This is a genomic window from Paracoccus aminovorans (assembly GCF_001546115.1).
Classification (GTDB): Bacteria; Pseudomonadota; Alphaproteobacteria; order Rhodobacterales; family Rhodobacteraceae; genus Paracoccus; species Paracoccus aminovorans_B.
The window spans coordinates 1,168,625-1,180,900 of sequence record NZ_KQ955208.1; the positions used below are offsets into that span (position 1 = coordinate 1,168,625).

10 protein-coding genes and 1 tRNA gene are annotated in these 12,276 nt (G+C 66.8%); 7 read left to right on the forward strand and 4 right to left on the reverse strand.

Translation table 11 applies throughout. From position 1 onward, the window contains the following. Positions 1-70: 70 nt before the first annotated feature. The 7 genes from ASV56_RS06055 to ASV56_RS06085 all read left to right on the forward strand — a co-directional run bounded on the left by ASV56_RS06055 (position 71) and on the right by ASV56_RS06085 (position 6,380). Positions 71-1,045 carry a glutathione S-transferase family protein gene (locus ASV56_RS06055; RefSeq protein WP_062561210.1) on the forward strand — a complete coding sequence of 325 codons (975 nt, stop codon included), beginning with the start codon at positions 71-73 and terminating at the stop codon, positions 1,043-1,045. Positions 1,046-1,213: 168 nt separating this feature from the next. Then, positions 1,214-2,059 carry an iron uptake transporter permease EfeU gene (efeU, locus tag ASV56_RS06060; protein WP_062561211.1) on the forward strand — a complete coding sequence of 282 codons (846 nt, stop codon included), beginning with the start codon at positions 1,214-1,216 and terminating at the stop codon, positions 2,057-2,059. Further along, positions 2,056-3,213: an iron uptake system protein EfeO gene (gene efeO, locus ASV56_RS06065; protein ID WP_062561212.1), complete on the forward strand. Its 1,158-nt coding sequence runs from the start codon at positions 2,056-2,058 to the stop codon at positions 3,211-3,213. The genes efeU and efeO (ASV56_RS06065) overlap by 4 nt, the downstream gene beginning before the upstream one ends. A gap of 1 nt (position 3,214) precedes the next feature. Further along, positions 3,215-4,504: an iron uptake transporter deferrochelatase/peroxidase subunit gene (gene efeB, locus ASV56_RS06070; RefSeq protein WP_062561213.1), complete on the forward strand. Its 1,290-nt coding sequence runs from the start codon at positions 3,215-3,217 to the stop codon at positions 4,502-4,504. A 40-nt stretch (positions 4,505-4,544) separates the two neighbouring features. Beyond that, complete coding sequence (gene efeO, locus ASV56_RS06075) at positions 4,545-5,369, forward strand: iron uptake system protein EfeO (RefSeq protein WP_062561214.1); 825 nt, start codon at positions 4,545-4,547, stop codon at positions 5,367-5,369. Positions 5,370-5,562: 193 nt separating this feature from the next. Further along, a tRNA-Ala gene (locus tag ASV56_RS06080) sits at positions 5,563-5,638 on the forward strand. Positions 5,639-5,951: 313 nt separating this feature from the next. Next, entirely contained in the window at positions 5,952-6,380 is a 429-nt protein-coding gene (locus tag ASV56_RS06085; protein WP_062561215.1) for a hypothetical protein, read from the forward strand. Between the two features lie 590 nt (positions 6,381-6,970). On the opposite strand, the gene ASV56_RS22585 is transcribed toward ASV56_RS06085, so the two are convergent. The 4 genes from ASV56_RS22585 to serA form a co-directional block, all read right to left on the reverse strand. Then, positions 6,971-7,758 (reverse strand): IS5 family transposase gene (locus ASV56_RS22585; protein WP_123130128.1). Its coding sequence is split into 2 segments (ribosomal slippage): positions 6,971-7,422 and positions 7,422-7,758, totalling 789 coding nucleotides; the frame shifts between segments, so codons are not numbered across the junction. A gap of 312 nt (positions 7,759-8,070) precedes the next feature. Next, positions 8,071-9,699: a Na/Pi cotransporter family protein gene (locus ASV56_RS06100; protein ID WP_062561216.1), complete on the reverse strand. Its 1,629-nt coding sequence runs from the start codon at positions 9,697-9,699 to the stop codon at positions 8,071-8,073. Positions 9,700-9,844: 145 nt separating this feature from the next. After that, a complete protein-coding gene (locus ASV56_RS06105) occupies positions 9,845-10,573 on the reverse strand; it encodes a metallophosphoesterase (RefSeq protein ID WP_062561217.1) in 729 nt (242 codons plus the stop codon). A gap of 54 nt (positions 10,574-10,627) precedes the next feature. Next, complete coding sequence (gene serA / locus ASV56_RS06110; protein WP_062561218.1) at positions 10,628-12,217, reverse strand: phosphoglycerate dehydrogenase; 1,590 nt, start codon at positions 12,215-12,217, stop codon at positions 10,628-10,630. Positions 12,218-12,276 lie beyond the last annotated feature (59 nt).

Here is a 12,276-nt window from a genome sequence, read left to right on the forward strand (position 1 = left end):
AGCCACGCCCCGGTTGCCGACGCGGCGCGGCGGGCTATGCTGGGGCGGCAGGCAGCAAGCGGGGGACGGCATGGGACAATTGGTGGACGGCACCTGGCACGACGAATGGTATGACACCGAAAGCACCGGCGGGCGGTTCCAGCGCAGCGTGACGGCCTGGCGCAACTGGATCACCCCGGACGGCAGCCCCGGCCCGACCGGCGAGGGCGGCTTTGCCGCCGAAAGCGGGCGCTATCACCTCTATGTCTCCTATGCCTGCCCCTGGGCGCATCGCGCGCTGATCTTTCGCGCGCTGAAGGGGCTGGCGCCGCATATCGACGTCTCGGTCGTGCATCCCGACATGCTGTCCGAGGGCTGGACCTTCGGCACGGATTTCGCCGGCGCGACCGGGGACCGGCTGTTCGGCCTGCCCTTCCTGCGCGACATCTACCTGAGGGCCGACCCCAAGGCCTCGGGCCGGGTGACGGTGCCGGTGCTGTGGGACAAGGCGCGGAACACCATCGTCAGCAACGAAAGCGCCGAGATCATCCGCATGCTGAACGGCGCCTTCGACGGCCTGACCGGCAACCGCGACGACTATTGCCCGGCCGATCTGCTGCCCCGCATCGACGCGCTCAATGCCCGCATCTACGACCGGGTGAATAACGGCGTCTACAAGGCCGGCTTCGCCACCTCGCAAGCCGCCTATGACGAGGCGGTGTTCCCGCTGTTCGAGACGCTGGACGGGCTGGAAAACCAGCTGGCCGAAAACCGCTATCTGTGCGGCGACCGGGTGACCGAGGCGGATTGGCGGCTGTTCACCACCATGGTCCGGTTCGACCCGGTCTATCACACGCATTTCAAGTGCAATCGCAAATGGTTGCGGGAATATCCCAACCTCTGGGGCTGGACGCGCGAGCTGTATCAATGGCCCGGCGTTTCCGAGACGGTGCATTTCGACCATATCGTGCGGCACTATCACTATAGCCACGCCACGATAAACCCGCATCGCATCATCCCGATCAACCCGCTGATCGACTGGCAGCAGCCGCACGGGCGGGGCTGAGGCACGGCGTCGCGGAACTTTCCTAGCGTTTCGCTCTGGATTGACTTTGCCGATTTCCGTCTTAATGACTCGGGAAAACCGGGCCATGTCGGTCCGGTCCATTGCCGCCAAGCCCGCCCGACTGGCCCTGCCAGCGGACCCGCTGCGTGACAAAGCTGGGAAAGGCCGATGCTCGCACCATTCCTCATCATGCTGCGCGAGGGACTCGAGGCCGCGCTGATCGTCGGCATCATCGCCAGCTACCTGCGCCAGACCGGCCGCCGGCAATGGCTGCCGGCGATCTGGGTCGGCGTGTTCCTGGCGGTGGCGCTGTCGCTGTTCGCCGGCGCCGCGATCCAGCTGCTGGCCAGCGGCTTTCCGCAAAAGATGCAGGAGCTGTTCGAGGCGGTGATCGGCCTGATCGCCGTCTGCGTGCTGGTCGCCATGGTGTTCTGGATGCGCCGCGCCGCCCGCTCGATCAAGGCCGAGCTGCATGCCGGCATCGACGAGGCCTTGGCGCAGCAGGGCAGCGCCGGCACCTGGGCGCTGATCGGCATGGTGTTCCTGGCCGTCGCGCGCGAGGGGCTGGAGTCGGTGTTCTTCCTGCTGGCGATCTTCCAGCAAAGCCGGGACGGCGCGGCGCCGATCGGCGCGGCGCTTGGCGTGCTGGTCGCCGTGGGCGCCGGCTGGGGGCTTTACGCCGGCGCCTTGCGGCTGGACCTGCGCCGCTTCTTCCGCTGGACCGGCATCTTCATCCTGCTGGTCGCGGCGGGGCTCCTGTCCGGCTCGGTCAAGGCGCTGCACGAGGCGGGGCTGTGGAACGGCTTGCAGGACCGGGTCTATGACCTGGGCCGCTTGCTGCCCGAAACCAGCCCGCTGGGCACGGTGCTGTCGGGCCTTCTGGGCTATCGCGAGGCGCCCACGGTCGGCGAGGCGCTGGCCTGGGCGATCTTCCTGACGGTGACGCTGTATCTTTTCCTCAGGCCGATGAACGGCGCCATGCCGGCCCGGCCGCAGACTGCGGGACGTAAATGAGTTCTCCGTCGAAAGGCCTTGCCCTGGCCATCCTGGGCGCGGCGGTGCTGGCCGTGGCCGGGGGCGCCGCCTTCTGGTATGCGACGCAAAAGAATGCCGGCAGCCAGACCGCCGCCGACCAGCTGGTCACCGTCGGCGCCACCACCTGCGATCCGAACGCCATCACCGTCGCCGGCGGCCGGCGCAGCTTCGAGATCGTGAACGCCTCGGACCGTCCCATCGAATGGGAGATCCTGGACGGCGTCATGGTCGTGGCCGAGCGCGAGAACATCGCCCCGGGCTTCCGCGCCACGCTGGAGGTGCAGCTGCAACCGGGCGAATATGCCATCACCTGCGGGCTGCTGTCGAACCCGCGCGGCACGCTCAGCGTCACCGCCTCGGACGAGGCCAGCGCCGCCGCCTCCGAGGTGACGCTGCGCAAGTTCCTGGGGCCGCTGTCGGAATACCGGGTGTTCCTGGTCATGCAGGGCAATGCCGCCGTGAAGGCCGCCGAAACCCTGCGCGAGGCCATCGCGGCGGGCGATGTCAAGGCCGCGCAAGCCGCCTGGCGCGAGGCGCGCCTGCCCTATCGCCGCATCGAGCCCTTGGCCTATCGCTTCTCGGATCTCGAGGACCGGATCGACCCGCGCGCCGCCTATCTGGAAAAGCGCGAGCAGGATCCGGGCTTCACCGGCTATCACCGCCTGGAATACGGGCTTTTCGCGCAAGACAGCACCGAGGGGCTGCTGCCCGTCGCCGATGCGCTGCTGGCCGACCTCAAGGAACTGGCGCAGCGGCTGAAACAGGCGCCGCTGGACCCGGGCCTGCTGATCGAGATGCCGGGCGCCAGCGCCTTGCAGATGGCCCAGGCCCAGGTGCCCGAGGGCGAAAACCTCTATGCCGGAAACGACCTGCAGGATTTCGCGGCCGGGGTCGAGGGCATCGGCAAGCTGGCCGGCCTGCTGCGGCAGGTCGTGGCCGGCGTCGATCCGGCGCTGGACACGGTCATCGGCCAGGACCTGGACGCGCTGGACGCCCGGCTGGCCGCGCTGCGCGACAAGGGCTTTGCCAGCTATGGCGACGTGCCCAAGCCCGAGCGCGAGGCGCTTTCCGCCGACCTGACCCGGCTCTCGGAATCGCTGGGCCGGCTGCAAACCGCCATCGGGATGAACTGACATGGACGACCACCGCACCCTGCCCCGCCGCGCCTTGCTGAAGGCGCTGGCCCTTGGCGCGGCGGCGGGGGCGATGCCCGCCCTGCCCGCCCGCGCCCAGCAACCCGAACAGGCCCGCAACGTCGATGCCGCGCCGCACGGCCATGCGGAATCGGCCAAGCAGAGCGTGCCCTTTCACGGCCCGCACCAGGCCGGCATCACCACCCCGCGCCCGGCGAACGGCATCGTCGCGGCCTTCGACCTGGTGCTGGGCTCGCTCGACGATTTCGAGCGCATGCTGCGGCTGCTGACCGAGCGTGCCGCATTCCTGACCGCCGGCGGCCCGGTGCCGCAGCGCGACCCCAAGCTGCCGCCGGCCGATTCCGGCCTGCTGGGCCCGGTGATCTCGCCCGACAACCTGACCATCACCGTGGCGCTGGGCGACAGCCTGTTCCAGAACCAGCCCTGGCTCGCGGGCCTGAAGCCGGCGCGGCTGCAACGCATGGTGCAGTTCCGCAACGACGCGCTGGACCCGGCGCTGTGCCACGGCGACATGTCGATCCAGTTCTGCGCCAACCTGCAGGACACCTGCCTTTACGCGCTGCGCGACATCCTGAAGAACCTGTCGGAATTCGTGGTGCTGCGCTGGATGGTCGAGGGCTCGGTCCCGCCCGAACTGCCGGGGCCGGACGGCACCACCCCCAGCGCGCGCAATTTCCTGGGCTTCCGCGACGGCTCGGCCAATCCCGACGCCACCGACGCGGCGGCGATGGACCGCATCGTCTGGACCGGCGGCAAGGACGAGCCGCAATGGGCGCATGGCGGCAGCTACCAGGCGGTGCGCATCATCCGCAACCTGGTCGAACGCTGGGACCGCACCCCCCTGCGCGAGCAGGAGCGGATCTTCGGCCGCATGAAGGACAATGGCGCGCCGCTGGACGCGCCCGAGGCGGGCGAGCGCCATGTGCCGGACTATGCCGCCGATCCCGATGGCGATACGACACCGCACAGCGCGCATATCCGGCTGGCCAATCCGCGCACGCCGGACAGCCAGAAGCACCTGATGCTGCGCCGGCCCTTCAACTATTCGCGCGGCGCGCTGAAGAACGGCCAGCTGGACCAGGGCCTGCTGTTCATCGCCTGGCAGGCCGATCTGCAGGCCGGCTTCATAGCCGTGCAGGAAAAGCTGAACGGCGAGCCGCTGGAGGAATACATCAAGCCGATCGGCGGCGGCTATTTCTTCGCCCTGCCCGGCGTGCAGCCCGGGGACTATCTCGGTTCGGCCCTTGTCACCGCAGCCAGGCGGAGCTGATCCGCCCAGCCGTCACCTTGCATCAACGGGAGATCTGAACATGCTTGCAAGACATCTGAGGAGCACGGCGCTGGCGCTGGCCCTGACCGGCTGGGGCGGCGTCGCCCTTGCCGCCGACCCGTCGCTGGACCTGGTCGCGCCGCTGGCGGATTATAAGATCTATGTCGCGGAAAACACGGCGAAACTGGTCGAGGACACCAAGGCCTTCACCGCGGCCGTCAAGGCCGGCGACGTCGAGAAGGCCAAGTCGCTGTTCGCGCCCACCCGCATGAGCTATGAGCGCATCGAGCCGATCGCCGAGTTGTTCTCGGACCTCGACGTGTCGATCGACGCCCGCGCCGACGATTTCGAGAAGGCCGAGGCGGACGACGCCTTCAGCGGCTTCCACCGCATCGAGCACGGGCTCTGGGAAAAGGGCTCGACCGAGGGTCTGGAGGGCTATGCCGACAAGCTGCTGGCGGACGTGACCGACCTCGACGCCCGCATCAACGGCCTGACCTTCCCGCCCGAGGTGGTGGTGGGCGGCGCGGCCGTGCTGATGGAGGAAGTCGCCGCGACCAAGATCTCGGGCGAGGAAGACCGCTATTCGCACACCGACCTGTGGGATTTCGACGCGAACTTCGAGGGCTCGCAAAAGATCTACGAGCTGCTGCGCCCGCTGATCGCCGAGAAGGAGGCCGATTTCGTCGCCAAGGTCGACGGCAATTTCAAGGCGGTGGACGAGGTTCTGGTGAAATACCAGAAGGACGGCGGCTATGTCTCCTACGAGGAGCTGACCGACGCCGACCGCAACCTGCTCTCGACCAAGGTGAACACGCTGGCCGAGGACCTGTCGACGCTGCGCGGCAAGCTGGGCCTGGGCTGATCGCCCGCCGGAGGCGCGCCCGCCGCGCCTCCAGCGCCTGTGGGGGGCGCCTGGAAAAGCGTTGCATTTCAGTTGGAAGCGAGGGTTTTCGGATTTTTTCCGGCGCGGGGTGTTTTTCCGCTTGCACCCCTTCGGCGGCCCTTCTATACGACCCCTCACACGGGCGACGGAGACGCCGCCCGAGACCTCCGGTGGGGCCATAGCTCAGTTGGTAGAGCGCTTGAATGGCATTCAAGAGGTCAGGGGTTCGACTCCCCTTGGCTCCACCAGTTATTTCGCGCATCATATTTTATGAAGAGAAATCAAGGCGCTAGAGCCTGTTCCTACCTTCTCCCCTTCCTTCATTCTGACCAGCCATTCTGACCAGTTTTAGGACGCCTCCTCGGCATCCGGTCGGGCCCCAAAGGAATCACCTCTGGTCATCCTGCGTCGCCGCTGGAAGCGTTGCGGCTGGACCAGCCCCGGTGCCTGACTGAGCCTTTCAGCACCTTCTCGGCCTGTTTCCGCCAAGCATGATTTTGTGATGCAACGGAGTGTGCATCCGCTGGTATATGCCTACGAAACGACCTCGGATTGTGAACGATGAAACTGACAGCAAAATTGACGACTGCACTGGTGCTAGCCGCCCTTGGAGTTAGCCCGGTTGCCGCTGATCCCGGACGCGGTAATGGGAACGGGAAAGGTGCTTTGGCCCACCGCCAACAGAATGAGCACGGTCCCAAGGTCATCCACCGCGTTCAAACGCGCTATGTAAGCAACTGCCCTCCCGGCCTTGCCAAGAAGAACCCGCCCTGCGTTCCGCCGGGGCAGGTCGGCAAGCGGTACGGCACCCGAGTGGGGGACACGCTGCGCATCGGGGATTACCGGATCATCCGCGACTTCGACCGCTATGATTTGGAGCGCCGCCGGGGGTGGGACTATTATCGTGACGAGGATCGGGTCTATCGGGTTGACAGCGGCACCCGGAAGATTCTTGCCGTCCTGAACCTGATCGACGCTTTCTCGCGGTGAGACGACCAGATTGCCACAGGAGGGCTGTGGAGGCGATCCTTCCCCATCCCCTTACCCCACCCTAGCAGAGAACCTTCACGCCCCTGTACGGCCCTCTCCGTGACTCTGTGGGGCTATCGCAGTTAGGGCCTGCCATAGGTTCGGCCAGGGTTCACCAAGGGGAACAGGAGGCGGGAACAACGTGCAGGCCACAGGAGCCCCGGAGAGCGCCGTAGAGAGGCATCTCCGGTCCTTGGCTGGGCTGGTACCTGAACCCCTCTCATCGCCCTGTACGGCTCACCAGTGCAGGCCGGAGAGGGGCATCTGGGGCGGAGCAATTACCCCTCCCTATAGGACAGACAGACTGTTCAACCAGATCCCAGCCATGGCCCGCAGTTACCTTCCCTATAGCACCAGACAGGCTGATTAGGCCGTACTATAGCTCAGCCTGAGGGGCTCAGGAATTAGGGCACCCTATAGGACAGCCCAGGGTTCAGCCATGGTTCTGAGGGGTGAGGGAGGAGGGAGGGAATTATGACCACCTATAGCTCCAGGCTGGGTTGATACAGGACCCCAAGGTGAACTGAGGAGCAACCTAAGGAGCACCTAGGTCATGTTGACAAATGGCGGAGCCAGAGGCGGATCGACGTGATATCGATGAAGCCAAGGAAGCTTTCGGCGGTCTTGTCGTAGCGGGTGGCGACACGGCGAGCGTTCTTGAGCTTGTTGAAGCACCGCTCGACAAGGTTCCGCAGCCGGTAGAGCCTGCGATCGACAGCGACACGGAGCCTGCGAGACTTGCGCATCGGGACCACCGGCAGGATGCTACGCGCCTCCATGGTTTTGCGAACCTTGTCGGAGTCATAGCCGCGATCGGCCAGCAGGATGCAAGGCTCCGGCAGGTTGTCGTCCATGACCAGATCAAAGCCCAGGTAGTCCGATGTCTGGCCCGGCGTGATGTCCGACCTCATTGGCAGCCCGGCAGCATTGACGCGCAGGTGGACCTTGGTCGTGAAACCACCTCTTGAACGGCCAAAACCCTGTCTTGGAGTCCCCCTTTTGCGCCCGCTGCCTGATGATGGGCGCGGATCACGGTGCTGTCGATCATCTGGAGCGCATCCGGCACGATCCGACTTTCGTTCAGCGCTTCGAGGATCTGCTCCCACAACCCCGCCAGGGTCCAGCGCCGGAACTGGCGGTAGACACTGGACCACTTCCCGAACTCTTCTGGGAGGTCGCGCCAAGGAGAGCCGGTCCGCGCGATCCAGAAAATCCCATCAAGAACAAGGCGGTGATTTGCGGGCTTGCGCCCGTTCGGGGCGCGCACGGCCAGAATGAAGCGCTCATGAAACGCCCATTCCTCGTCCGACATCAGGTCTCGTGCCAAGCTGGTCTCCATTGCAGGTACCAGCTTGAATCACGATCAGGCCACCCTGTGAATCCCTTTTGTCAACACCACCTAGCGGAGGCTCATCGACCTGCTGCGCCACGAGAAAGGGCCGGTGGTATGAGAAGAATCCGGCTCGTCTCGGCGCTCACCGGCGCAACCGCAACGAACAGGGCAAGGATAGCGCAGGTTCCGCATGCGAGGACAAATGATCTTCATGCCGGTTGGTGCGCCGAAGCGATTCCCCCTTTGACCGGGAAGAGCAGCTTGCGCCCGGTCCCGTCGCGGTTCCAGCCCGCCGCAGGACGATGGCAAAGCCCTGCCTTACCCCGTCTTCAACCGGCTTTCGATCAGCAGGTCGGCCTCGTCCAGGATCGGATGCGCGACCGACACGATATGCGCGTTCACCCGCTTCAGGTCGCGCAGGATGTCGAGATGCAGCGACGAGGTCTGCTGGCTGTCCTCGCGCCCCTCGCGCAGCCGCATCAGGTGGCGCTGCGCCGACAGGCGCTCCAGCCGGCGGATCTCGACCTTTTCCTCCATCAGCTGCCGCGCCAGGTCGCGGTCGCGGGTCATGAAGACGGTCTGCGCCACGCGCAGGTTCTCGATCGTCATCAGGAACAGCCCGTCGAGTTCGCGATAGCCCTCCTCGGAAAAGCGCAGCGCCAGGCCCGCCTTCTTGCGGATCTCGGGCGCGAGGCCCTTGTCGATGATGTCGCCGACATGCTCCAGGTTGATGACGTAGTCGAGGATGGTGATGGCCTGGCGCCGCTCGTCCTCGCCCGCCTCGCGGCCCAGGCGCGACAGGAAGCCCTTCACCTCCTGCTGCATGCGGTCCACCCGATCCTCGAGCACGCGGACCTCGGCCAGGGGCGCGTCGTCGCCATGCGCGAATGCGGTCCGGGCCTGCTGCAGCATGCGCTCGACCACGTCGCCGATGGCGAGCGCGGCGCGGCTGGCGCGGGCCAGGGCCACGGCGGGCGCATCCAGCGCCGAGCCGTCCAGCAGCTGCACCTCGATCGGCGGGGTCTGCTCGGCCTCGGGCATCAGGATGGCGGTCAGCCGGGTCAGCAGCTCGGCAAAGGGCCAGATTGCCGCCGCCAGCACCAGGTTGAAGGCCAGATGCGCCTCGACCGCCAACCCGGTCTCGGGCAGCGGCAGCGCGGTCAGCAGCGCCGCCGCCTGGCCGGCGAGCGGCAGCGCCAGAAGGCAGCCGATGCCGCGCACGATCAGGTTGCCCAGGGCCACGCGCCGCGCCGCCACCCCCTGCCCCGCGGTCGCCAGCAGCGGCGGGATCGCCCCGCCCAGGTTCGCGCCCAGCACCAGCACCACCGTCAGCGCCGGCGCCATGCCCAGGGACAGCACCAGCATCACCACCGCCAGCGACGAGGAACAGACCACCGCCAGCCCGGCCGCGAAGGCCAGCGCCACCGGCCAGGCATCGCCCAGCATGGCAAGGAACGCGGCCATGGCCGCCGAGTCGCGCAGGGGTTCGGTCGCCCCGGTCAGCAGCGACAGCGACAGCAGCATCAGCCCGATGCCGATCAGCGCCAGCCCCGCCCCCGACCATGTCCGCTGGTCGCGCCGGCGCAGGACATGGCCCAGCAGCAGCAGCGCCGGCACCAGCGCCTCGATCCCCGAGGCGACGATCCAGGCGGTCAGCGCCGTGCCAAGGTTCGCGCCCAGCAGCACGACCTGGGCCATGCGCGGCCGGATCATGCCGCGATCCACGAAAGAGGCCGTCATCAGCGCCGTCGCGGTCGAGCTTTGCAGCCCCAGCGTCGCGAGCAGCCCCGAGACGAAGGCCCGCAGCCCGGTCCCGGTGCCCCGTCCCAGCGCCACCTTCAGCTTCATCCCGAAGGCGCGCAGCATGCCGTCGCGCACCAGCCCCAGGCCGAACAACAACAGCGCCACGGCACCCGCCAACTGAAGGATCACGGATAGGGACTGCACGGCGCCTCACCTCCTGGCGTCGGGCGAAGGGGCCGGCGCCTGAATGTCATGATAACGTCATATTTGGCCCCTGCCCGGCCTGCGTCAATGGATGCCCTTGATTTTAGGGATTTCACGCCTGCGCGATGGCCGCGGCGCCACAGGATCAGGCAGCGGCCAGAGGCCTGCGCCCCTCATCGGTCAGCAGGTGCAGGCCGGTCTCGTCGAAGACCACCACGCTCAGCGGCCCGCCATGGCCGGCGCCGGTGTCGATGGCCAGGCGGTTGCCGAAATGCGTGACCCGCTCGACCACGGTATGGCCATGCACGACCAGCGGGCCATGGTCGCGGGCGTCGTCAAGAAAGCCCTTGCGGATCCAGACCAGGTCCTGCTCGGTCTGCCGCGCCAGGTCGACGCCCGGGCGGATGCCGGCATGGACGAACAGCGCCCGCGGGGTCAGGTGCCACAGCGGCAGCGCCTCGAGCCAACGCAGATGCGCCTGCGGCACCCGGTCCAGCACCGCGGCATGGGTGCCGGCGTGGTCGCGCAGGTCGATGCCGTATGATGCCAGCGTCTCGGCCGCGCCCAGCTTTTCATGGTCCAGCCAGTGCCGCCCCGAGGCCAGCCCGGCGTCGATCCAGCCCGGCTCGGCGGCAAAGCGCGGCAGGAAGCGGTCGTGATTGCCCTTCAGCACGATCCAGGGCCGGCCCTCGGCCTGGCCCTGCATGAGATAGTCGATGACACCGCGCGAATCGGGGCCGCGATCCAGCAGGTCGCCGACATGGACCAGCTGCGAGACGCCGCCCCGCGCCGCCTCGTCGCGGGCGATGCGCGCATGCGCCTGCTTCAGCAGCCCAAGCTGGCCGTGGATGTCCCCGATGGCATAGGTCCGCATGGCGTCTCCTGAAGGTCGAACCCCCGGGAAACATGCCCCGGGGGTTCGCAAGGTTCAAACCTCGAATTGCAGCGGCCGGACCTGCAGGAACTTGCCGGTGGCCCGCAGCGCCTCGACCGTCTCGGGCGCCATGGCCTCGTCCAGGTAGAGAATGGCGATGGCATCGTCGCCGGCATGGGTCCGGCCCAGGGTGAAGTTGGCGATGTTCACGCCCAGGTCGCCCAGGGTCATGCCCAGCGCGCCGATCACGCCCGGCACGTCCTTGTTGCGGGTATAGAGCATATGCGCGCCGATCTCGGCATCGACATTGATGCCGCGGATCTGGATGAAGCGCGGCTTGCCGTCGCTGAACACCGTGCCGGCGATCGAGCGCTCGCGCTTGTCGGTCACCATGGTCACCTTGATATAGCCGTCGAAGACACCGGTCTTGGCCTGGGTCGTGGTCTGCAGCTGCACGCCGCGCTCGGCCGCCATCACCGGCGCCGAGACCATGTTCACGTCCGGGTTTGTCGCCTTCATCACCCCGGCGATCACCGCGGCATTCAGCGCCTTCAGGTTCATCTCGGCGACCGAGCCGTCGTAGAGCACGTTGATCGCCTTGATCGGCTCGTCGGTCATCTGGCCGATGAACGTGCCCAGATGCCCGGCCAGCTTCAGCCACGGCCCCATGGTCGCAGCCTCCTCGGCGGTGACCGAGGGCATGTTCAGCGCGTTCTGCACCGCGCCGGTCAGCAGATAATCCGACATCTGCTCGGCGACCTGCAGGGCCACGTTCTCCTGCGCCTCGGTGGTCGAGGCACCCAGATGCGGCGTCACCACCACATTCGGCAGGCCGAACAGCGGGCTTTCGGTCGCGGGCTCGGTCGCGAAGACGTCCAGCGCCGCGCCGGCGACATGGCCCGACTTCAATAGCTCGGCCAGCGCCTCCTCGTCGATCAGCCCGCCCCGCGCGGCGTTGACGATGCGCACGCCCTTCCTGGTCTTGGCCAGGTTCTCGCGCGACAGGATGTTCTTGGTCTTTTCGGTCAGCGGCACATGCAGGGTGATGAAATCGGCTTTGGCCAGCAGCTCGTCCAGCTCGACCTTCTTCACGCCCAGTTCCTTGGCCCGCTCCTCGGACAGGAAGGGGTCATAGGCCAGCACCTTCATCTTCAGCCCCAGCGCCCGGTCGATGACGATCGAGCCGATGTTGCCGGCGCCGATGATGCCGAGCGTCTTGTTGAAGACCTCGACGCCCATGAAGCGGTTCTTCTCCCACTTGCCCTCATGGGTCGAGACGCTGGCCTCGGGCAGCTGGCGCGCCACCGCGAACATCAGCGCGATGGCATGCTCGGCCGTCGTCACCGAGTTGCCGAAGGGCGTGTTCATCACGATCACGCCCTTTTTCGAGGCGGCCGGGATGTCGACATTGTCAACCCCGATGCCGGCGCGGCCGATCACCTTCAGGTTGGTGGCATGCTCCAGCAGCTTCGCCGTCACCTTGGTGGCCGAGCGAATGGCCAGGCCGTCATACTGACCGATCACCTCGGCCAGCTTCTCCTTGTCCTTGCCGAGATCCGGCAGGTAGTCCACCTCGACGCCGCGATCGCGAAAGATCTGCACGGCGGTTTCCGACAGCTTGTCCGAAACAAGAACCTTGGGCATTTCTCTATCCTCTGGATATGCAGGGGCCGGCAGCGCACCGCACGCGCTGCAACTCGGCT